This window comes from Sporosarcina sp. FSL K6-5500, assembly GCF_038005665.1.
GTDB classification, from domain to species: domain Bacteria; phylum Bacillota; class Bacilli; order Bacillales_A; family Planococcaceae; genus Sporosarcina; species Sporosarcina psychrophila.
On the sequence record NZ_JBBOTP010000001.1, the window covers coordinates 1777742 to 1799604 of the forward strand.

Below are 21863 nucleotides of genomic sequence, written 5' to 3' on the forward strand. Positions count from 1 at the left end.
GAATTAATTCACAATAAGTGACACCTGTCATATCGAAAATCATGACAGTTATGTCTTCTGTGAAGTCCGAAAGTTCTTTATCATTAGATTCAAGATAGCGAATCAGAAAAAGAACATAAGATTGAAGGAGGATAATACAACATGTCTAAAGAAAAAACAAAACAGCTACACAAAGACGTTGCCCCTTTTGCTAAGTCAGATAAAAAGAAAAGTATAATGCAGCTTATCAATACTGTTATACCGTTTATAGTCCTATGGTTCTTGGCGTACCAAAGTTTGTCGGTGTCAATTTGGTTAACGCTTGGACTTTGTGTTATTGCAGCAGGATTTGTCATTCGGACATTCATCATCTTCCATGATTGCACGCACGGTTCATTCTTTAAAAACAAAAAAACAAATGATATTGTCGGTACCATTACTGGTGTTCTTACACTGTTTGCCTATGAAAAATGGAAACGTGAACACTCGATTCACCATGCAACAAGTTCGAATCTCGACAAGCGCGGTACAGGTGACATTTGGGTCATGACGGTTGAAGAGTACGTTGAAGCATCAAAATGGCAGCGTTTTGCTTACCGTTTATACCGTAACCCAATCGTTATGTTTGGTTTCGGACCGCTTTTCCTTGTACTTATCTCAAGCCGTTTCAACCGTAAAGATGCACGTAAGAAAGAGCGTAACAATACGTATTTGACGAACGCAATACTTGTTGCCCTTTACACAGGTATGATTTTACTTATCGGCTGGCAGGCATTCGTTCTTATACAAGGAACAACCATGTTCGTTGCAGGAGCACTAGGTATCTGGTTATTCTACATTCAACATACATTTGAAGACTCGTATTTTGAAGAGGAATCTGAGTGGGATTATGTGAAAGCTGCTATTGATGGCAGTTCATACTACAAGTTACCGCGTGTGTTGCAGTGGGCGACAGGAAACATCGGTTTCCATCATGTCCATCACTTGTCACCACGTGTTCCGAATTACAACTTGGAAATAGCACATGAATCGACACCACCTCTTCACCAAGCAACAACGATTACGATTAAAGAAAGTTTGTCGTCAATCCGTTACCGTTTATATGATCCTGAGAAAAAAAGGTTTATTGCGTTTAAAGACGTGAAGCATATGCTGAAATCAGCAAGTTCTTCAATCGATTTGAAACCGAAACGCACAAGTTTCGACGCAGAATAATACTTAAAACAGCCATCTCTTCAGAGGATGGCTGTTTTTTTCGTCTCACTATTTGGTACAATGGAAAGTATAGACAGGACGGTGAAACAAAGATATGCAAAGTTGGTATAGTATTTTCCCGAAAAACCCTTGGCTTAGTATTTATGCGTGGGCAGTATTTTGTTTTCTGCCATTCTTTTTCATATTCAGATCATCGTCGCCCATTGAAATTTCCATTGGAATTTCATTGTTATTCTTATTCTTCCTGTCGTATCGATTTTCATTCAAATCGAAAAGCGGACTTGTTTATATGTGGATCAGTTTTGAAATTGTGATTAACGTCGTTATGACACTGTTATTCGGCTATGTGTATTTATCCATATTCACTGCGTTTTTTATAGGCAATATTCGCAATCAAGTTGGATTCTTCATTATATACGGGCTACATATTGCCATTACAATCATTGCGATTGTCGCAGGTTTTTTCATCGAACTCGAGTTATTTCTTCCGCAAGTTCATTTCATCCTCATCTCGGTGATTGGTATCGTATTATTGCCATTCAATTTATACAACCGAAATAAGCGTGAAAACTTGGTAGGTCAATTGGAACATGCCAACGAACGGATTTCGGAGTTAATTATAGTGGAGGAGCGGGAACGGATTTCTCGTGATTTACATGATACACTTGGCCAAAAGCTATCATTGATTGGCTTAAAGAGTGATTTAGCTGGCAAGCTAGTGTCTCGTGATCCTAGAGCTGCCGAAAGAGAGTTACAGGATATAAGACAGACGGCCAGCACAGCGCTGAAGGAAGTTCGGGAGTTAGTGGCGGGCATGCGGGCAACGAAATTGGAAGATGAAGTGATTCGCATTAAGCAGATGTTGAAGGCAGCTGAAATGGAGTACACCATTAAGGGGAATCCATCGTTCACCAACATCCCGGCCATCGTTGAAAGCGTGCTAAGTATGTGTTTGAAAGAAGCCGTGACAAACGTTGTGAAGCATAGTTTTGGCAAGACTTGCTGCGTGTCGTTTGAACAACTACCGAATGAATTTGTCATCAATGTGATAGACGACGGAATCGGCATTACTAGGGGCGGAGAAACGTCACCTGGCAATGGCTTGACTGGCATGCGCGAGCGACTTGAATTTGTTAATGGAAGCCTTCGAGTCGAAGGTGGCGAAGGAACGAAATTATCGATTCGTGTTCCTGCGGTCATACAACATATTATGGAGAGTGATTGATGTGATACGTATTGTCATAGCGGAAGACCAAGGGATGATGCTTGGAGCACTTGGATCATTATTGAATATGGAAGATGATATGGAAGTCGTCGGAAAAGCAAAAAACGGGGAAGAAGCGGTTGCGCTGGTGAAAGAACATCAGCCGGATGTCTGCATCATGGACATTGAAATGCCGGTTATGACTGGGCTTGACGCAGCAGAAGCGCTGCATGATGAACCTTGTAAGATCATTATCCTGACGACATTTGCCAGAACAGGTTACTTCGAACGTGCGAGGAAAGCAGGCGTACGTGGTTATTTATTGAAAGACAGTCCGATTGAAGAGCTTGTCAGTTCAATCCGAACGATAATGGACGGCAGACGGATTTACGCGCCAGAACTCGTTGACATTGCCTACGGGGACGGGGATGAGACGGTAAATCCGCTGACGGAGCGTGAAAGCCAAGTGCTCGGACTTATTGCTGAAGGGAAGACCACGAAAGAAATCGCTGGCGAGTTGTATTTGACGCCTGGTACAGTGCGAAATTACATCTCCACGATTTTAGATAAGCTCGGCGTTGGGAACCGGATTGAAGCGATATCCCGGTTTAAGGAGAAGGGCTGGTTTAAGTGAATTGAGTATATAAGAAGACGGTAAGCCGACAGTGATGTCGGTTTTTTGTCGTCTGGGGTTGGTGTAGTGGGGTTGAAGTATGTATACCGAGCATAAATTCGTCGAACCGATCATATCCCACTGGCAATCGAGCATAAACTCGTTGACCCGATCATATCTCGCCTGCAATCGAGCATAAATTCGTCGAACCGATCATATCCCGCTGGCAATCGAGCATAAATTCGTCGAACCGATCATATTCGCTTGCAATCGAGCATATCCCCGCCACCCCGATCATATCCCGCCGGCCCCCGAGCATAAAACCGTTGACCCGATCATATCCCGCCGGCCCCCAAGCATAAAACCACTGACCCGATCATATCTTGCCTGCACCCAAGCATAAAACCGTCAACTTGATCATATCCGCTGGCCCCCGAGCATATAACCGCCATCTCGATCATATCCCACCCCAAACCAATCATAACCCCACCCTTATTCCAGCGATAAACCTCGTTACGAGCACACCCCAAATATGTTACACTTTCACTAAAGACGGAAAGTTCACGCAAGGGGGAACCGAACATGTTTGGCATTGATTACGCAAGAAAACTCGACGAGAAAGACAATCTCGCAAAATATAAAGACGAGTTTTATCTACTCGAAAACACCATCTATATGGATGGTAATTCACTCGGATTACTGTCAAAACGAGCGGAGCGGACGCTGCATAATTTACTCGATTCATGGAAAACACTGGGCATCGACGGCTGGACAGAAGGTGATAATCCGTGGTTTTACCTATCTGAGTCGGTCGGAGAAAAGATGGCGCCACTTGTTGGGGGAACAAAAAGTGAGGTCATTGCAACGGGCTCGACAACGACGAACTTGCATCAGCTTGCCGCAACATTCTACAACCCATCAGGGACTAAAACAAAGATTCTCGCCGATGAACTCAATTTCCCTTCGGACATTTATGCGCTAAAAAGCCAGTTAGCACTGAAAGGTTTTAATCCAGATGAACATCTTGTCCAGGTGAAAAGCAGGGATGGTCGATTTTTAAATGAAGACGATATCATCGAAGCGATGACAGAAGACATCGCACTCATCGTTTTGCCAGCTGTTTTATACAGGAGTGGGCAAATCCTCGATATGGAGAAACTTTCGAAAGCTGCGAATGAAAAAAGTATCCCGATTGGCTTTGATTTATGTCATTCGATTGGTGCAGTTGAACACGCCTTGCATGATTGGGGCGCGGATTTCGCTTTCTGGTGTACATATAAGCATTTGAACGGGGGGCCAGGGTCCGTCGCAGGACTGTTCGTCCATGACAAGCATTTCGGCACAACGCCAGGTTTGGCAGGGTGGTTCGGTTCGAAAAAGGAATCGCAATTCGATATGGATCATACAATGGATCCGGCACTGGACGTCGCTGCCTATCAAATTGGGACGCCTCACGTACTCAGTTTAGCGCCGGTGATCGGTGCGCTGGAATTGTTTGAAGAAGTAGGCATTAAAAAAGTACGTGAAAAGTCACTTCAGCTGACGGACTATATGCTAGCGTTAATTCAACAGGAACTGTCTGACCACGACTTCACAATTGGCAACCCAGTAGACGAATCACGTGGGGGCCATATCTTGCTTGAACATGTCGAGGCTGCACGTATTTGCAAGGCGTTGAAAGAAGACGGCGTCATCCCGGACTTCCGTGCGCCAAACGGTGTTCGCCTTGCACCGGTTGCGTTATACAATTCATTCGAAGACGTCTGGCATACTGTGCAGAAACTAAAACAGATTATGGATGAAAAACGCTATGAAAAATTTGAGAATAAAAGAGGTGTCGTCGCATGACGGGGAAATGGATTGATATTTCACAACCGCTGCAAAATAATATTGCCGAATGGCCTGGTGACACACCATTTTCATATGAAGTTGCATACTCCAAAGCAGAAACAGGTTCAGTCAATATTGGTAAGTTAACGACAAGTACGCATATGGGAACGCATATCGACGCACCGTTTCACTTCGATGATAACGGATTAAAAGTGCTCGATTTACCCATTGATTTATACATCGGACGGGCGCGTGTACTCGATGTTTCAGGAAAAGAGAGTATTGGAAGGGCTGATCTAGAGGACCTTGATTTCGGTGGGGCAGAACGGATTTTATTGAAAACTGGCAGCCGTCCTGATCCGAATGTATTTCCGGAAAACTTTACGTATTTGCGTGAGGATATCGGTCCTTTATTGAAAGAGAGAGGGGTTCGGCTCATCGGTATTGACGCGCCATCTGTTGACCCTGAAACAAGCAAAACAGTCAGTACCCATCATTCCCTCAATGAAAACGGCGTGATGATTTTAGAAAACATCGTCCTCAGCGCAGTGGAACCAGGCGATTATGAACTGATTGCATTACCGCTTCCGCTAAAAGACGGCGACGGTAGCCCAGTTCGTGCCGTATTGCGATCAATGGCAGGGGGGCATATCAATCATGACTGAAAAAGGAATTCACACAGATTTTAAAGATAATATGACATACAGCGAGTATTTGAATCTCGACAAATTGCTATCGAGCCAGCAGCGCTTGTCCGGCCATCATGATGAGATGCTGTTCATCGTCATTCATCAAGTGAGTGAGTTATGGATGAAACTCATTTTGCATGAGCTCAATACAGCCATCGACTTAATCGAAAAAGATGAATTGCCGGAAGCATTCAAAATGCTGGCACGCGTGTCAAAAACACAGACACAAATTATCCAGGCGTGGGATGTGCTGTCGACATTGACGCCTGCTGAATATATGGAGTTCCGGGACAGTTTAGGTCGTGCATCTGGCTTTCAATCCTACCAAAACAGGCTTATTGAGTTCGCGCTTGGTTATAAGCAACCGCATATTTTGAAGATTTACGAGAAAGATCCCGAGCTCGCAAGTGATTTAGAGGCCGCATTCCGTTCACCGGGGATTTACGATGTGGCAATACGTGCGCTGTCACGTGCCGGCTTCGCGATAAACCCAGAACTACTCGAACGCGATTTCTCAGTTACATACAAAGGGGATACGACAGTGGCGGATGCGTGGCTAGAAGTATACCGCAACGTCGATGATCACTGGAATTTATATCAGCTGGCGGAGAAGCTTGTCGATATCGAAGACAGTCATCAGCAGTGGCGCTTCCGTCATATGAAAACTGTTGAACGGATTATCGGCTTTAAAATGGGGACGGGCGGTTCGTCAGGTGTGAATTATTTGAAGTCTGTCCTTGATCATCAGTTCTTTCCGGAGTTATGGGATGTTCGGACGAAGTTATAATCAAGCAAAGAATGATGATCAAAAAAATAGCCCTAGAAACTCCGCCAACAAATATAGTTGGCGGAGTTTTAGTATTGTATTTATAACAACTTCAAATCTAATTTTCTTGTTCACTAATTGGAGGCAAGTGTGCCAGCAATAAACCTGTCGAACTGATTGCCCGTCGACAGTAGTTCCCCTCCGCGAACCGCTGTGGTTCATTGCCACAACCTTGAAATATCCAGTAAGCGAACTATGTGCTTGAATTTATGTTTTCCTATCGATGTTTGTGAATGAAATTACCAATCATCGATAGGTGGACTCATTGTTAATTCCATTAATAAGCACCACCATTACTGAGTTGTTATAGTAGCATATTCCGGAAGGACGGGGGTTGTGTGTGCGTTCCAAATTATGGGCAGACGCCTGCAATCAATGATAGAATTAGCGCATTGGATTTAATAATCGGGGATCATGATTACAGTAGAAATGGGGGAATAAACATGCGTTGGATACTAATTATTATCTTGGCAATTGCGGTAGAGTTATTTGTACGTTTTCTGACGAGAAATATGGAAGATAAGCAGAAGAGGGAAAAATTGCTTGCACGTATTTGGTTTGTGTTCGGTGCAGTTTTAATAATAGTTTGGTTAATTAATCGTTTTTATAAGTAACCCGTGTACTAAAACTTAAGAAATTCTTCATGTTTATACTAGGCGATTCTTCATTATTATCATTCATAATTAAGGTAATGAACTCTTATTACTGCAAAGGTGTGGAAAACATGAAGAAATTGATCTTTATACTAGTGATCATTATATTGAGCGTTACAGTTGTGATGAATAACAAAGAAAAAACCTTGGAGACAGTAGATTTAGCAACTGCTGCAAAAGCGATCATTCTTATCGATGCGGATACGGGTAAAGTAATTTACGAAGAAAATAGTGCAGAACCATTACCAATCGCAAGTATGTCCAAATTGATGACGCAGTATCTCGTGCTGAACGCCGTCAACAGCGGTAATTTAGCATGGGAAAACACATACAAGCCAAGTGAGGCGCTACAACAAATTACAGGACAATCAGCTGCCGTCAAACTAGGAATGACAGCGGGAAACGTTTATACATTGAAAGAATTGTTTACTGCGATGACGGTCAACTCTGCAAATGACGCGGCGATGGCGCTTGCCGAAATGGTTAGCGGAACGGAAGAAGCGTTTGTGGAATTGATGAATAAACAGGCGAAAAGTTTCGGTCTGAAAGAGACGACTTTCTTCAATGCCAGCGGACTTGACGGCGATTATATTGGCAAAGGGTATGAGCAAACGAATCATGCCTCTGCAAGTGATGTGTCAGTAATTGCACAAAAGCTCATTGCCAAGCATCCCGAAGTGCTCGACTATACAAAGTTGCCGAGCTTCAAAACGGGTAATGGCACTACGTTATGGAGCACCAACTTGATGTTGGCGGGTATGCCTCAAGCATTGGCGGGAATCGACGGATTGAAAACCGGCTTCACAGATCAGGCGGGTTCCTGCTTCGCTAGTACTGGAGTCTTTGATGGCCGACGCATTATTTCAGTTGTCATAGATGTTGCAGCAGAGGGCGGAGATACCGCAACTCCTCGATTTGATTTGACGAGAGAGCTGATTGAACGATTTGTGTTGAATTAATAGATATGTGCTTAAAGTGGAATATAAATTAACTAAATATTTGAACACATATAACCTACGTTCTATAATGAAGGGAATACTAAAACAGGAGGCGCTTAAATGGTCGCACTTGTAAGGGAAGAGCCGGAGAAGTATTCAGGTAGGTTATTAGACGTAAGGAATGATCTTGTGTTTAAAGCAATTTTTGGGAAGGAAAAAAATAAGAGTCTTCTTATTCTTTTGCTGAATGCAATATTGACTGAAGAAGTAGAAGAGATTATGTTCCTAAATTCATACCTCGGGGCAGAATATGTGGACGAGAAATATTCGATTTTGGATATTCGGGTTCGAACAACTGAAAATGTAGAAATTGATATCGAGATGCAATTGGAGTATCATAGCGGTTTTGAAAATCGTATGCTGTTGTATTGGGCAAGAATGTATCTTGGACAATTAAAGTCTGGTGAGGCTTATGAAAAACTTAACAAAACAATTCAAATATCTATTACAAATTTCAAGTTCTTGCAAAATGACCATTTTCATAGTACGTTTCATTTAATGGAAAAAGAAAAGCTTATCAAATTTACAGACCACTTAGAAATTCACGTTTTGGAGCTGCCCAAAGTGCAGATGACTGAAGAATTGACTGATGAAGATCTATTAACCAAGTGGATGTTATTTCTGTCTGGAGATGATAAAACAAAGGAGGAGGTTGCGATGACTGACATGGGAATCGAAAAGGCCTATGATGAATTGCATCGGATTAGTGAAGATGAAGTAATGCGTGAACGTGCAATAGCACGCGATAAATGGCTATCGGACCAAGCGACGAGAAGGGAGCAAGCTAGGAGGGAAGGTAAAGAGGAAGGTGAAAAAGAAACTGTTCTCAGCATGCATGCAGAAGGGTTTTCAGTTGAAATGATTACGAGGGTTATGAAAATGCCCGAAGAAAAAGTACATGCTATCATCAATCAAATACAATGAAAAAAGTGTAGCCTTACCGATACTCTTGGTAGGGCTGTATTTAATTATTAGAGGTATTCATGAAGGGATACGACGAGGAATATGATTCTAAATCACCTCACATGTTATACTGTTCATACAACATTCAAAAAAATGAGGCGATAAAAATGATGGAAAAAACACAAGTAAATGAATGGAAAGAGAAGCTTCCGCTCATCGGACAGATGACAGCACGTGAAGAAGTGCTCTGGCTCAATCCCTTAGTTGAATCAACATCAACTGGTATTCAAAAAACAGGTGTGACTGCAGAAAACGTCAAAGATGCATCAGACCGTTTAAAACGTTTCGCGCCATATATCGAGCGTGTCTTCCCGGAAACAAAAGTTTCGAACGGTATTATCGAATCACCGATTACTGCTATTCCAAACATGAAAGAAGCGCTTTCCAATCAATACAAAGCAGCTATTTCAGGTGAACTTCTCCTGAAAGAAGACAACGCACTGCCAATTTCAGGTTCAATCAAAGCGCGCGGTGGCATTTACGAAATCTTAAAACATGCCGAAACACTTGCGATTGAGCACGGATTGATCACAATTGCTGACAACTATACTAAATTTGCAGAGCCGGAATTCCACAACCTGTTCTCGAAACATAAAATCGCTGTCGGCTCGACAGGAAACCTGGGCCTAAGCATCGGCATCATGAGCGCCAAGCTCGGTTTCGATGTCACTGTCCATATGTCTGCAGATGCGAAACAATGGAAAAAGGATATGCTGCGTGAAAAAGGCGTCACAGTTGTTGAATACGCCGACGACTACAGCAAAGCTGTTGAAGAAGGGCGTCGCCAAGCGGATGCAGATCCTTCTTGTCATTTCGTTGATGATGAAAACTCACTCGACTTATTTTTAGGTTATGCAGTGGCGGGGGAACGTGTTGCAGCACAGTTGAAAGCGCGTGGCACAATCGTTAACGAAGACAACCCGCTGTTCGTTTATCTGCCTTGCGGTGTCGGTGGCGGCCCTGGAGGTGTAGCATTTGGACTGAAGCTCGCATTCGGCGATGCAGTCAGCTGTTTCTTCGCGGAGCCGACGCATTCCCCGTGCATGATGCTCGGCATGATGACTGGTCTTCACGACAAGATTTCAGTTCAAGACTTCGGTCTAGACAATAAAACCGTTGCAGACGGACTCGCAGTTGGTACAGCATCTGGTTTCGTTGGCAAGACAATGGAACCGTTATTATCCGGCTGTTATACGATTGCGGACGAAACGATGTTCAAGTTATTGAAACTGATCGCAGACACAGAAAATATTCGACTCGAGCCGTCCGCACTCGCGGGGATGACTGGTCCAGTACAAGCTATCCATGGAAATGTGAAGGATGCTAATTCAGCAAAAGCTACCCATCTTGTCTGGGCAACAGGTGGCAGTATGGTGCCTGAAGCAGAGATGAATTCGTATTATGATATGGGCGGGAAATAATCCCGTTATTTCCCGGGAAATCGACATTAAGTTGGGGAATAATTGCGAATAATAAAAAACCTCACACTTGTGTGAGGTTTTTTGTCTTTATTGGGTACCAACTAGCTCATCTTCTCTTTATGTGAAAATGGACATTGTCCTTGAATCGGTTCCACATCATCCCCAATGAAAAACTGTTTCCATTCGTTATGCTCTGGATCTCCGAAATGGCTAATATCCGGATGCTTTGGTAACTGATCCCACACTTCGACGCGTTCACGAACTTTTTCCCGCGACATGACCCCGCCTTTTTCCGTTCCTTTCAATCCCTCGAATATGCGACGAGGCTGAAAACCGAGTACCATTGCATTGCCAAGATTCCGCGTCTTCCGTTGCTTGTAGGCCGGTGCATTGCCAAACACAAAAATCGGCTCGCCATGAAAACGGAAATCCCATAGATGATGAGCAGGATCGTGGGGACTATCGGCAGGCCATTCAATTTCATCCACTCCGTGCAAGTACTGCAACATTTCCCAGAACTGCTGCCGATACTCATCCAAAGAACCTTCTGTTTCAAATGGCTCAACAAACACGAATAATCCATGCCGCTTATGCGCGGGGTTGTCGAAAAGCGCCAAAAACGACTTCAACGTTTCCGGCAAATTGGACCAGTCATTCTGTGTCACATATCCATAGCGTAATTCGCCCTTGAGCTCTCCTCCCATACCGAAATAACAAGGAAACGTCTTATCCGTCACCGTCTCATGGAACGTTTGGTATTCCTTCAACAGCCAATTAGGCAGATCGGTACGCTCTGTAAAATCCTCTTTTGTCAATAAAAACTTATCTTTCAGAATCATTGTTTCCCCTCCATTTATCTCAATCTCTATATATACTCATTCCCCTTAGGCGGGGGACAAAACCATTAAAATGTTTAAATAGAATTTGATGGGGAAGTGTAAAGAAGACAAAAAATAATTGGAGGATCCAGCATGAATTCCCCTATAGAAAATTCAGACACTACAAAATGCAATACAGAGTATGATACGCTACGCCGTGTAATCCTATGCCAGCCTAGGTTTATGGCTATTGAAGAAGTGATTAACGACGTACAGAAAGAATACGAAGATGAAAATATAAATGTTGAATTGGCAATGAAACAACATAAACAATTTGAAGAACTCCTTAAAGAACACGGAGTTGAAGTCATCAAACTGCCATCATCCAAAAAATTCCCGGAACAAGTCTTCACAAGGGATATCGGATTTACTGTAGGAGATGACATTTTTGTCTCCGAAATGGCAAGCGATATTCGTAAAGGGGAAGAAGAAGCACTCGAGGAATGGCTTGAAGACGAGGATATTTCATTCCAAACCACAACTGATCATGTAGAGGGTGGAGACGTCATCGTCGATCGCGGCACATTGTTTGTTGGCATTAGTAGCCGGACATCCATAGAAGCCGCTGAAAAGTTAAAAGATGATCTTCCAGATTACACGATTATTCCTGTTCCTTTCGATGAAAAATACCTGCATCTAGACTGCGTATTTAACATCTTATCACCCGAAGTAGGACTTATTTTTTCGAAAGCATTTGATCCAAGCATTGTCGATATGCTGACAGCAACATACAAGCTCATTGAGGTTTCCGAAGAAGAACAATTCACAATGGGCACCAATGTCTTGTCAATCGGCGATAAAAAAGTATTCAGCCTTCCTCAAAACAAACAAGTCAATGCACAAATACGTGCGCACGGATTCGAAGTTATTGAAGTCGAATTCGATGAAATCATTAAATCCGGTGGCTCTTTTAGGTGTTGCTCGATGCCAGTCAATAGGGAATAGAACGATTGTGAACCTCGCTGTAAAGTGGGGTTTTTGATTGTTAGGGAATATAAAGGTATTCCTACATAGCCATTGTCTTAATATCAAAAAGAAAGCACCCATCAAGGGTGCTTTCTTGTGCATCAGCTTTCAAGCAAATTCCCTTGTGCCGGAATTGGATGTTCTTTCAGCATTCTAGCTAGATGGATCGTATTATAAGCAAGCAATTCAACATGCTTTTTTGTGAAATCGTTTGTTTGACCTGCGGCGATATAAGATGGTCCCGGTCCTGCTTCTCCAACCCAATATGTATCGACATTCGGTGGAATGACAAACCCAATATGCGATAACCCATAAAGAATGGAAGCGGCGGCATGCTTTGCTCCGTCTTCGTTACCTGTTACAACAACACCGCCTACTTTATTATAATAAATGGCTTGTCCTTTATCATTTGTCTCTCCGCTACTTCCATACAATCTTTCAATGGCAAGCGTTGCTATACTACTTTTTTCTCCAAGCCAAAGCGGTGTACCAATAATAAGAATATCGGCTTCTTTGACCTTTTCAAATACTTGTGGCCACTCATCGCCATCTCCCATATCAGGACTCATTCCGTAGGAGATCGCGTAATCTGCCAGTCTAACGACCTCTGCCACGATATTTTCATTGTCATAAATTTGGCAGACCTTCTTCGCAAGTGCCTCCGTATTCGATTCCTCCCCCGAACTTTTCAACGACGCATTCAAAATTAGTGCTTTCAACGGGCGCATCAAAATCCTCCTCTGTAATTTTGTCTTCTACTCTATGAGTACCCTGTAGGGCCAATCAAAAACGTCTTGAAGAACAATTCAGAATGGACATGAACGTCCTACCGATTGGGAACAAAAAGGATCATAAACCCACAGCTAAGGGGGATTTTAAATTTTGAGCGACAATAAAAATAGTACGTCAAAGTAGCCAATAATAATTGTCTGCCGTACAGGGCGAAACGGTCAGTCGGCTAACTACCTATCGTCATATAGTATGGTAGGGGGGCAATAAGATCATGGAGAGACATAAAAAGTGTAAAAAAATAGTAAGAATGATTGATTACAAAAACTATAGCAAAAAGATTGTATGCCAGACACCTATAGAAGTTATCCCAACAAATAACACTGAATTTAGTATCATACCGACTGTGAAAAGATATTTTTATATCCCAGTAGCTAATATTAATGTGACTAACGGGGTAACTATTCAGGCAAATCTATTTTATAACGATGATGGGAGTCCAACGATTGAATTTATGAATTTCAGCCCAAATGGCTATGCTAATTTATACATCAATGCATTAATGCAAGAAGGTGGAATGTATGAAGTGAGTACGAATAGCCTAACGATTAGCCCGGCTAATGCCATAATTTATGCGCGTACGCCCATTATTGTTGAATTGCTGTCTTTTTCGACTAAACTAATTTAATGAAATTAGTTTAGCTTTTTAGATGGACAGCCCTGTCATTTTATCGAATTTCGCATTTACTATACTATAGACGAAAGGAGGTGAATTAAATGGCGCTTACCCTTATTAATATTAACGTGAACGTTTCAGGTACTTCGACGAGGTTTTTTAATGTATTGGCAGCACCTTTAGTTGTCGAAGATGGTACTACTGTCGCTGCAACTACTTTTTTGGATGACAGTGGAACGGCTGCAACGGCTTTTCCTGTAGTAACAAATGGCTACTATAATTTTTATTTAAATGGTGTGTTACAAGAGGGCGATTCGTATACAATTTCTGCAACAGAATTGACCTTTAATACTGTCACCGGCAGTATATCTGCTGGAACTCCATTGGTTATAGAAGCAGTAGAGTTAGTAACAGTAACTTAACTGGAACTTTTGGCTATGTGGGACAAGCTTATCGATGGATATGGGTACCAACCTATACCCTAATTAAAACGACTGAGAAATTCCTCACAGTAAGTAAACCCAGTCCTCAAAAGGTAATTTCCCCGTACAACTGCTCAATTTCAGCTATCAAAAAGAGAAGATATCCGTGATGGGTATCTTCTCTATTTCTCATGCTATTCCACTTTAGAAAACAAATTATTCAGCGCCTCACTCATCGAGGGATGTGTGAAAATGGCATCCCGCAAAAATGTATACGGCAATTTTGCTTCCATCGCAATCCGTACTGTATTGATCATCTCACTGGATTCAGCACAAAATAGTGTGCAACCTAAAATCTCTTTGGTGTCTGGATCTACAAGGGCTTTCAATAATCCGTCCGTTTGTTTCACGATACGGGCACGAGGAATCGCGGCTGCCGGAAGTGTGACCACTTTGTAGGCAATCCCTTTTTCTTTAGCCGTTTTTTCATTCAACCCTACCTGCGATAAAACCGGATCGATGAAAACAGAGTAGGGTACGTTGCTTCGGGCTTTCCTCGTGTAGTTACCATCGCCAACTAATTGGTCTTTGATAATACGGAAATCATCTAGTGAAATATAAGTAAACTGTGGTCCACCATTCACATCACCCAATGCCCAAATGTTTTTAGCGTTTGTTTTTAATGAATCGTCAACCACAATTGCGCCTCTATCATTTACTTCTACAGAAGTGTTTTCGAGACCTAATCCTGCAGTGTTTGGCTTTCTTCCTGTAGCCAGTAAAATTGCATTTCCGTAAGCTTCCGCATGATCAGCGTCACCCGTCTTATAAGAAACAACCACACCACCATCAAGATTTTCAATTGACTCAACGCTGCTGTCTACTACAAACGTGATATTTTTTGCCTCAAGCACTTTTTTCACTTCTTCTGCAATATCACGATCATCATTCCGTAAAAACTCAGGTGAATGGTCAATAACCGTCACCTCTGAACCAAAGCTCGCATAAATCGAAGCAAACTCCAGACCAATATAACCTCCACCAATGATGACCAACTTTTCAGGAAGAGTATCTAATTGTTGAAGAGTAGTCGAATTATAAATGAAATCAGCCCCCTCTAATCCCTCAATTGGCGGAGTGATAGGGGAAGATCCTGTGTTAATAAAGAATTTATCCGCTGTTAACTCGAATTGTTCGTTGTCAGTTTTCACTTGAATCTTATCATCGTCTAAAAAGGAAGCGACTCCTGTAAAGACCGTAACCTTTTCAAGGTCATCTAGCATATGAAAATTCTTATCGCGCAGAAATGAAGTTAAATGATCTTTTTCTTCAATCGCTTCTTTATAAAATTTCATTTTCGGTACTTCTGAGTATTTACGATTATTAGATTGAAAAACGAGTGATTTCGTTGGAATACAAGCAATGTTGATGCACGTTCCACCATACATTTCTGCCGACTTTTCAATCATTGCAACGTTCTGACCCTCTTTAGCCAGCATTGCCGCCAGTGTCTTTCCACCTTTACCAAACCCAATAATGATTGCATCAAATTTCTTCATTGTTCACCCTCCTTGTCTATCTATTACCTTGTTAGTGGAAGTGTAAACGGAAGGTTTTTAAGAACTATGAAGAGGATGACTATGGATGTGCTACTAACAACGGTCCATACACTCGTAGCACCATGGTTGTAATGTAGCTTGGTGTGCGGAAACCAGGACTAAATAGGCTAATTAAATCCCCTAATTCATGGGTGCTCTTTTCTAGTATATTAATATAAGGTTGGTAATATATTTCATACCATGTGTTAAAAAAACTTTACTTTAGGAATGAAATATATTACACTCTGTTTATAAGAGGTGATGAAATGACTTTAACTAATGAAAGAAAGATACGAAACAGAATTGTTGTACTAAGGGCCGAAAGAGGCTTATCACAAAGAGAAGTGGCTGATAAATTGGGGGTGAGCAGGCAAACAATTATTTCTCTGGAAAAAAATAGGTACAATCCATCTTTAAAATTAGCATATGACATCTCACTGATGTTTGGGGTAGATTTACACGAAGTTTTTCAATATGAAGTCGAGGAGGAGTAAGAAATTATGGATATTTTATTTGCTGTGTTTAATCTTGTCTATGTAGTAATTTTCTTTATTGCAATATTTATTTCTTTGAAATTTGAATGGGGTGAAGAATACAAAGACGAACGTGGAAAAAGTATTTCGAATAAATCATATAGTATAGTATTTCCACTATTGCCTCTCGGGTGGCTTTTCCTCGAATTGTATAATCGATTCATTAGCGCCTTGGATTATGATGCGTACAAATGGGCAATTTGGTTTTTAATCACAGGATTATTAATTCTTCAAGCAATTATCCTATCGGTATTAAAAAGAAAGTATTAAGTTAGCTATTTGCTCACACTTAATGTATGTGAAAAACTAAGATTGTAAGAAAGGGAGTTGTTGTGTGAATACTCTTTCGTGGATTGGGATGGTAGGAATCGTGATTCTTACACTCTTGCCATTAGTCAAAAAAGAGAACAGAACAAAAGAGGAGATGCGGAAAGCAATAGTAACGGTAGCAATTGTACTCGGCATCATTATCACCGTATTAGTTTTCGGCGTTAATTACTTACTTGCATTGATAGTCGGTTTCTTTGCAATGATTGTATTCGATAAAAAAACGTATACAAAAAAGCGCTTAATTATCTATGGATCAATTATTTTAGTTATAGGAATCGCGGGTTTCGCCATATTGAGAGACAATCCGGAGTATGTCTTAAACCATCTGAAGGACAATCCACAAACGACATCCCTGTACCTAGCTGAAAACGGTGTGGCATTAATCACGTACCAATCGGATGTAGTACGACCGCTGGCAAGTACCGTGAAGATACTGATTGCTGCCGAATACGCTATGCAAATCGATGCAGGCCAGCTGAACAAAGACAGTTCCGTACCGCTTGCGGATTTAAACCGCTACTACTTAAAAAACTCAGATGGCAGGGCTCATGAAGAGTGGTTAAAAGCGATGCAAAGTGAAGACAAAATCAAAAATAACGAAGTGACATTGCATGATGTCGCAAAAGGGATGGCCACCTATAGCTCCAACGCTAACACCGACTACCTAATTGACCTGCTCGGAATATCTGCCATCAATGAGCGAGCAAAAGCCCTCGGACTAACACAGCATGAGGACGTCTATCCAATTGTTAGCGCTCTTTTAATTCCGGATCATATCAAAAGTAAATCGATGAGTGAGAAGCAATTAATCCAAAATCTCGAAGACATGTCGATTGAAGAATATCGAACATTAGCTGAAGAACTAAGCAAACAAATGAAAGAGGGAATCATCAAAGTTGAAGATATAACATTTGATTCGTCTAGTGGCGTACAAAAAGTATGGTCAGATCGCTTAATAGGTGCATCCGCCAGCGACTACGGGAAGTTACTAACGGTAATTTCGAACGACCAACTTCCGACGACAGCTGCTGAAACCATAAGAGATTTACTTGAATGGCCAATGCAGCTAAACGAGAGCAATCATGACCGCTTTGTCCACCTAGGCGCAAAGGGAGGATCGACCGCATTCATACTGAACGACGCATTGTATGCAGAAAATAACAATGGGGATAAAATCGAAATCGTCTTCCTGATAGACGACCTGAACTTCTGGCAAGGAATGCTCATCAGAAAAAACATGAATTCATTCGAATCGAAGTTACTTGGAAGTGAAGATTTCCGATTGAAAGTTCAAAGGGAACTCATGGGGTTGTAATGAATAGTTTTTTGATAGAGGATACATCCCATTTGAGCCGAATGACTATGACATAATTAGTGCAGTAAATGCCCAAATGATTAAGTTTAATATGAACCTAAAAAGTTGTGTTAAAATAAATTTATATGAACGGCAGAAGGAATACATGGCTAGGAACCGTGAAAAACACTTTAAAACAATACAATACAAAAGAAAAGGTGAGGGAAATTAAAAAAACAGTACATGTTGTAGGTGCAATTATTGAAAATGAAAAGAAGGAAGTTTTCTGTGCGCTACGAGGACCAGAAATGACGTTACCGAACTACTGGGAATTCCCAGGGGGGAAGATTGAGAAAGGCGAATCGAAGGAAGATGCGTTAAAAAGAGAAATTCAGGAGGAACTAGGCTGCACGATTGCAATATTTGATCATGTCGAAGATACGACATACGAATATGAAAAAGTCATTGTGAGATTAGAGACGTTTATGGCTAAAATTGTATCCGGTACTCCTATTGCAACTGAGCATGCGCAAATAAAATGGGTACCCAGAAAAGAGCTATCGACTCTCAATTGGGCACCCGCGGATATTCCTGCTATCGAAAAGCTATTATCTAATGAGATCGTGATATAAATCTTCAGGGACAGACTGATGTAATTTCCAAAGGATCGTCATCGGTTTGTCCCCATGACTACTTACATAATCAAGTTCTCCTAAATACATGAATGGTAATGTCATCTTATGCATTTTCGGAAACTTCCGGACGAATAAATGGACATGGATATCTCGTTCTTCATGATTCACATACTCTTGTCCTTGTGCAGAAGTATGTGATGTTTTATTTTGGCTTTGCCAATGAAAAGTAGTAGGATCTTTGAAAAAATCCTTGTATTGTAAATGTACTTCTACGTCGTCAGCTTTATTAAGGTTTATAAATAATAAATAGTGATTATCTACTTTACTAATGCCTTCCCGCCAAGAACCTTCAGGTACTTTAGCCTCGAAAATAAACATTAGTTCATTTCTAGAGTAGTTCCGATAAAGTGCTAGTTTTTTCTCTTGATCCAAAATAAGTTCCATACGGAATGTTCTTCTGAAATCGATTAAACCATATTCTAATCGTTCTTTAATGTAAGCAAAGTATTTAGCATCATTAAACAGCTTGATGATTTCGGGATTTACAAATAAAGTTTCTTTTATTAACTCTCCAAAACTCCACGTTTGTTTTTTAAATATTTTTGATAATCGATCCATAGCACGCAAAATTAGTGTGTTATGTTGCTCGCGCTTAATCTCAAAATCAAATCTTCTTACCAACCAATCTACAATATTATCTACGGATACTTCAGTATTAAATTTGGCAAGATACAAAATCGCGTACTCATAAGGCCACTTAATAGGTAGAGCATTCTCGATTCTTTCAATAACCTCGTATCTAAAGTCATCTGCTAAAATCCACTCATCAAATTTACTCAGGTCCTTCATATATTTTTTTGTCTTAACCCATGATTTATGGTTGTACAAAAAGAATGTTAAGCTAGGTGCCTCCTCAATATACAAAAAATCCTCCAATTCAGGTGATCTGCCAAGTTCACGCTTAAACTGAAAATACATCTCCTTTAGAACTTCTTTTGGGTTAAGTCGAATATTTTCAAGTCGCTCTAAGATTTCCCTTTGCGCAATAGGGTCCAGTTGCACGACAGATCCACCCGGAGCATCCGCAAACTCGTGAGAAACAGCCACACGTAATGAATCGGCATCAAAGGCCTTTGCATTATATTGTCCGGAGAGAGCTAAAGGGATGATAAACGACTTTTTATAGTTTCCTATGAAGTCTAGAACTGTCACATATTCCTTGTTGTCTGTCTTACGTAGTCCACGTCCCAATTGCTGAATAAAAACAGTAGACGATTCTGTAGGCCTTAAAAACAACATGAGATTGACCTTTGGAATATCTATTCCCTCATTGAAGATATTAACCGTAAAGATAATTGAAAGCTTGTTCTTTGGATCTTCTAATTTCTTTATTATTTCAGCACGATATTCAACTGAATCTTCTCCTGTTAAACATTCCGTAACATATCCTCGCTTGTTGAATTCCTCCCGCATAAATTTTGCATGATCAATATTTACGCAAAAACCTAGTCCGTGTAGTGAGTTGCCATCGTATCCATAGGTTTCTACTTTATCGATAATAAATTCAACCCTTGAAAATGTAGAAAGGGCTCTAACAAGGGACAGTTCTTCATAATGTCCATTCACGATATCGACGTGTTCATAATCAATAGTTTGGTCTGATAGCCCGAAATAGTGAAATGGAGCTAATAAATCTGCTTCAAGGGCATCGCGTAAGCGAATTTCATAAACAATATTGTTATCGCATAGCTCCAATACATTTCTTCCATCCATTCTTTCAGGAGTAGCGGTTAATCCCAAAAGAAATTTAGGCTCGAAGTACTCAATTACTTTTTTATATGTAGGGGCCTCTGCGTGATGAAATTCGTCAATGATGATGTAATCAAATGCATCCTTCTTAAAGTTCATTAATGTTCCATCTTTTGATAGGGATTGAATTGTACTGAAAATAAACCGTTTATCATATTCTTTGGCTGTCCCGGTAATTTTTCCGCACAGGAATTCGTCTTGGAAAAGTGAGCTAAAAGTTCTTATTGCACTGTCTAATAATTCTTCACGATGTGCGATAAATAGCAATCTATTGGGTTGGAATTGCTGAACGTCAAATGCGGATAAATAGGTTTTCCCAGTCCCGGTAGCGGCAATTATGACACCTTTTGTATGTCCATTTTTTCTAGTGAAAAGTAAGTTTTTTAATGCTTCTTTTTGCATCTCATTAGGTTGAACACCAGTACTTACTGAATACGCTGCGCTAGTTTCATAAGTAAAGGAAGGCATTAAGGCAGCTTCTGTTTTCTGATGTTGTTCATATTTAGTTAGAAAATCTTCGGTAGGGAAGACTGCTTTTTCATGAGTCCACATTTTATTGAAAAAGTCCATTGTTTGTTCATAAGCAGGCATGTGCTGTGTATGCGGAATTTTTACATTGAGCTCATGACCATTAATAAGAGCGGAATGAGAAATGTTTGAGGATCCAATAATCACTGTGTTTTGGTTGGAATTACGCTTAAATAAGTAAGCTTTTGTATGGAAGGACTCATTTTTTAAGGGAAGTATTTTCACTTCCACATTTTTGAACTTTAATAAATGCCGAATAGCTTTCGCTTCAGTAATATTCAAATAGGTAGTTGTCAAAATTTTAATGGGGACATTTCTTTTTTCTAATTCCAATAGTTCCCTAGTTAATAATTGAGCACCAGACATTCTAATAAAGCTCACGAGAAAGAAAATTTCATCGGAAGTCTGCATTTCATATGCGAGTGTTTTAAAGAAGTTTTTAATCTTATGGGAGTCGTTATATAGAACATCTACTCTGGTTAAAAATAGGTCTTCCTTGATAGTTAACGTGTCTGGTCCCTCGCTATAAGTAATCATTGATAATGGCTGACTAAATTCCCTCTCGTCTTGTCCTGCAATATCATGCACTCGGTCAATCAACTTGAAAATCTCGTCAAATTTATCTTCATCTGCTAAACCTTTTAATTTATCACCAATGATATTTGCAGCGTGCATGGTTAAAGTTTCTACATACTCATCTACGGATAACTTTTGAATTAAGTTGGATGGAGGGTATTCTTTTTCTGAGAGATAAATCTCTTCCACAATTCCTTTTTGTTTAATATCCAAAGTTGCAGCTCCTTTAACATTCAACTAGTAAACTTTTAGTTGGAAATTTAATTTGAAAGTACTTTGTAACCATTGTATCAAATTGCGAAGTAGTTAGAATGGTTTAAAAAGTTTGTGGGATTTGAAAAAGAGGATGTCTAATCATAATAGGTAATGATTTTAATTCGGGAATTGAATCAACTAGCATAAGGTGCCCGGTTCTCAACAACACTTACTTGTCGAGAACCGGGATTATTCCCTTTGGTCCACCACATTGTAATGGTAAAAAAATATATATGTTGAACT

The 21863-nt window shown here is 40.7% G+C and carries 21 protein-coding genes; 17 read left to right on the forward strand and 4 right to left on the reverse strand.

Translation table 11 applies throughout. The features are described from left to right. The first annotated feature begins 141 nt into the window (after nt 1-141). The 10 genes from MKX62_RS08240 to MKX62_RS08285 all read left to right on the forward strand — a co-directional run bounded on the left by MKX62_RS08240 (nt 142) and on the right by MKX62_RS08285 (nt 10391). Nucleotides 142-1194 (forward strand): fatty acid desaturase, encoded by a 1053-nt coding sequence (locus MKX62_RS08240; RefSeq protein ID WP_187046356.1) that lies wholly within the window; start codon nt 142-144, stop codon nt 1192-1194. Nucleotides 1195-1288: 94 nt separating this feature from the next. Then, entirely contained in the window at nt 1289-2419 is a 1131-nt protein-coding gene (locus tag MKX62_RS08245) for a sensor histidine kinase (RefSeq protein ID WP_187046357.1), read from the forward strand. Nucleotide 2420: 1 nt separating this feature from the next. Continuing rightward, the gene (locus MKX62_RS08250) at nt 2421-3032 is read left to right on the forward strand and encodes a response regulator transcription factor (RefSeq protein WP_067204387.1); all 612 of its coding nucleotides are present in this window, start codon (nt 2421-2423) and stop codon (nt 3030-3032) included. Nucleotides 3033-3593: 561 nt separating this feature from the next. Beyond that, nucleotides 3594-4859 carry a kynureninase gene (gene kynU / locus MKX62_RS08255; protein ID WP_340741189.1) on the forward strand — a complete coding sequence of 422 codons (1266 nt, stop codon included), beginning with the start codon at nt 3594-3596 and terminating at the stop codon, nt 4857-4859. Beyond that, on the forward strand, nt 4856-5506 hold the full coding sequence (gene kynB / locus MKX62_RS08260; RefSeq protein WP_340741190.1) for an arylformamidase: 651 nt from the start codon (nt 4856-4858) through the stop codon (nt 5504-5506). Before kynU ends, kynB begins: the two co-directional genes overlap by 4 nt. Then, nucleotides 5499-6317, forward strand: coding sequence for a tryptophan 2,3-dioxygenase (gene kynA / locus MKX62_RS08265; RefSeq protein ID WP_187046360.1), 819 nt, complete (start codon nt 5499-5501; stop codon nt 6315-6317). The genes kynB and kynA overlap by 8 nt, the downstream gene beginning before the upstream one ends. A gap of 482 nt (nt 6318-6799) precedes the next feature. Further along, the gene (locus MKX62_RS08270; RefSeq protein WP_338654237.1) at nt 6800-6970 is read left to right on the forward strand and encodes a hypothetical protein; all 171 of its coding nucleotides are present in this window, start codon (nt 6800-6802) and stop codon (nt 6968-6970) included. Between the two features lie 110 nt (nt 6971-7080). Then, the gene (locus MKX62_RS08275; RefSeq protein WP_340741191.1) at nt 7081-7968 is read left to right on the forward strand and encodes a D-alanyl-D-alanine carboxypeptidase family protein; all 888 of its coding nucleotides are present in this window, start codon (nt 7081-7083) and stop codon (nt 7966-7968) included. A gap of 99 nt (nt 7969-8067) precedes the next feature. Then, entirely contained in the window at nt 8068-8931 is an 864-nt protein-coding gene (locus tag MKX62_RS08280) for an Rpn family recombination-promoting nuclease/putative transposase (protein ID WP_187046362.1), read from the forward strand. 149 nt (nt 8932-9080) lie between these two features. Continuing rightward, nucleotides 9081-10391 (forward strand): D-serine ammonia-lyase, encoded by a 1311-nt coding sequence (locus MKX62_RS08285; RefSeq protein WP_445683547.1) that lies wholly within the window; start codon nt 9081-9083, stop codon nt 10389-10391. A 101-nt stretch (nt 10392-10492) separates the two neighbouring features. On the opposite strand, the gene MKX62_RS08290 is transcribed toward MKX62_RS08285, so the two are convergent. After that, nucleotides 10493-11230, reverse strand: coding sequence for a YqcI/YcgG family protein (locus MKX62_RS08290; protein WP_187046364.1), 738 nt, complete (start codon nt 11228-11230; stop codon nt 10493-10495). Between the two features lie 132 nt (nt 11231-11362). On the opposite strand from MKX62_RS08290, the gene MKX62_RS08295 reads away from it, so the two are divergent. Next, nucleotides 11363-12214 carry a dimethylarginine dimethylaminohydrolase family protein gene (locus tag MKX62_RS08295; protein ID WP_338654227.1) on the forward strand — a complete coding sequence of 284 codons (852 nt, stop codon included), beginning with the start codon at nt 11363-11365 and terminating at the stop codon, nt 12212-12214. Between the two features lie 122 nt (nt 12215-12336). Here the strand turns inward: MKX62_RS08295 and MKX62_RS08300 are convergent, their stop codons facing one another. After that, nucleotides 12337-12963, reverse strand: coding sequence for a flavodoxin family protein (locus MKX62_RS08300; RefSeq protein WP_340741193.1), 627 nt, complete (start codon nt 12961-12963; stop codon nt 12337-12339). A 275-nt stretch (nt 12964-13238) separates the two neighbouring features. Between MKX62_RS08300 and MKX62_RS08305 the strand changes: the two genes are divergently transcribed. Next, on the forward strand, nt 13239-13652 hold the full coding sequence (locus tag MKX62_RS08305) for a DUF4183 domain-containing protein (RefSeq protein WP_340741194.1): 414 nt from the start codon (nt 13239-13241) through the stop codon (nt 13650-13652). Nucleotides 13653-13741: 89 nt separating this feature from the next. Further along, nucleotides 13742-14062 carry a DUF4183 domain-containing protein gene (locus MKX62_RS08310; RefSeq protein WP_067204413.1) on the forward strand — a complete coding sequence of 107 codons (321 nt, stop codon included), beginning with the start codon at nt 13742-13744 and terminating at the stop codon, nt 14060-14062. Between the two features lie 194 nt (nt 14063-14256). On the opposite strand, the gene MKX62_RS08315 is transcribed toward MKX62_RS08310, so the two are convergent. Continuing rightward, a complete protein-coding gene (locus tag MKX62_RS08315; RefSeq protein WP_340741195.1) occupies nt 14257-15621 on the reverse strand; it encodes an FAD-dependent oxidoreductase in 1365 nt (454 codons plus the stop codon). Between the two features lie 305 nt (nt 15622-15926). Here MKX62_RS08315 and MKX62_RS08320 point away from each other — a divergent pair, with 305 nt between their 5' ends. From MKX62_RS08320 to MKX62_RS08335, 4 genes are all read left to right on the forward strand, one after another. Continuing rightward, complete coding sequence (locus tag MKX62_RS08320) at nt 15927-16154, forward strand: helix-turn-helix transcriptional regulator (protein ID WP_149581802.1); 228 nt, start codon at nt 15927-15929, stop codon at nt 16152-16154. 6 nt (nt 16155-16160) lie between these two features. After that, on the forward strand, nt 16161-16463 hold the full coding sequence (locus MKX62_RS08325; protein ID WP_340741196.1) for a hypothetical protein: 303 nt from the start codon (nt 16161-16163) through the stop codon (nt 16461-16463). A gap of 64 nt (nt 16464-16527) precedes the next feature. After that, a complete protein-coding gene (locus tag MKX62_RS08330) occupies nt 16528-17838 on the forward strand; it encodes a serine hydrolase (protein WP_340741197.1) in 1311 nt (436 codons plus the stop codon). Nucleotides 17839-18044: 206 nt separating this feature from the next. Beyond that, complete coding sequence (locus MKX62_RS08335) at nt 18045-18449, forward strand: (deoxy)nucleoside triphosphate pyrophosphohydrolase (protein WP_340742564.1); 405 nt, start codon at nt 18045-18047, stop codon at nt 18447-18449. On the opposite strand, the gene MKX62_RS08340 is transcribed toward MKX62_RS08335, so the two are convergent. After that, the gene (locus MKX62_RS08340; RefSeq protein WP_340742565.1) at nt 18426-21572 is read right to left on the reverse strand and encodes a DUF3427 domain-containing protein; all 3147 of its coding nucleotides are present in this window, start codon (nt 21570-21572) and stop codon (nt 18426-18428) included. The two genes, MKX62_RS08335 and MKX62_RS08340, sit on opposite strands and share 24 nt — an antisense overlap. Between the last annotated feature and the right edge of the window lie 291 nt (nt 21573-21863).

Excerpts from the sequence above, each read along its gene's own strand:
- kynU (WP_340741189.1), top strand. The coding sequence starts at position 3,594 with ATGTTTGGCATTGATTACGCAAGAAAACTCGACGAGAAAGACAATCTC.
- MKX62_RS08270 (WP_338654237.1), top strand. The coding sequence starts at position 6,800 with ATGCGTTGGATACTAATTATTATCTTGGCAATTGCGGTAGAGTTATTT.
- MKX62_RS08300 (WP_340741193.1), bottom strand. The coding sequence starts at position 12,963 with ATGCGCCCGTTGAAAGCACTAATTTTGAATGCGTCGTTGAAAAGTTCG.
- MKX62_RS08280 (WP_187046362.1), top strand. The coding sequence starts at position 8,068 with ATGGTCGCACTTGTAAGGGAAGAGCCGGAGAAGTATTCAGGTAGGTTA.
- MKX62_RS08320 (WP_149581802.1), top strand. The coding sequence starts at position 15,927 with ATGACTTTAACTAATGAAAGAAAGATACGAAACAGAATTGTTGTACTA.
- MKX62_RS08305 (WP_340741194.1), top strand. The coding sequence starts at position 13,239 with ATGGAGAGACATAAAAAGTGTAAAAAAATAGTAAGAATGATTGATTAC.
- MKX62_RS08245 (WP_187046357.1), top strand. The coding sequence starts at position 1,289 with ATGCAAAGTTGGTATAGTATTTTCCCGAAAAACCCTTGGCTTAGTATT.
- MKX62_RS08240 (WP_187046356.1), top strand. The coding sequence starts at position 142 with ATGTCTAAAGAAAAAACAAAACAGCTACACAAAGACGTTGCCCCTTTT.
- kynA (WP_187046360.1), top strand. The coding sequence starts at position 5,499 with ATGACTGAAAAAGGAATTCACACAGATTTTAAAGATAATATGACATAC.
- MKX62_RS08325 (WP_340741196.1), top strand. The coding sequence starts at position 16,161 with ATGGATATTTTATTTGCTGTGTTTAATCTTGTCTATGTAGTAATTTTC.
- MKX62_RS08295 (WP_338654227.1), top strand. The coding sequence starts at position 11,363 with ATGAATTCCCCTATAGAAAATTCAGACACTACAAAATGCAATACAGAG.
- MKX62_RS08310 (WP_067204413.1), top strand. The coding sequence starts at position 13,742 with ATGGCGCTTACCCTTATTAATATTAACGTGAACGTTTCAGGTACTTCG.
- MKX62_RS08275 (WP_340741191.1), top strand. The coding sequence starts at position 7,081 with ATGAAGAAATTGATCTTTATACTAGTGATCATTATATTGAGCGTTACA.
- kynB (WP_340741190.1), top strand. The coding sequence starts at position 4,856 with ATGACGGGGAAATGGATTGATATTTCACAACCGCTGCAAAATAATATT.
- MKX62_RS08315 (WP_340741195.1), bottom strand. The coding sequence starts at position 15,621 with ATGAAGAAATTTGATGCAATCATTATTGGGTTTGGTAAAGGTGGAAAG.
- MKX62_RS08290 (WP_187046364.1), bottom strand. The coding sequence starts at position 11,230 with ATGATTCTGAAAGATAAGTTTTTATTGACAAAAGAGGATTTTACAGAG.
- MKX62_RS08285 (WP_445683547.1), top strand. The coding sequence starts at position 9,081 with ATGGAAAAAACACAAGTAAATGAATGGAAAGAGAAGCTTCCGCTCATC.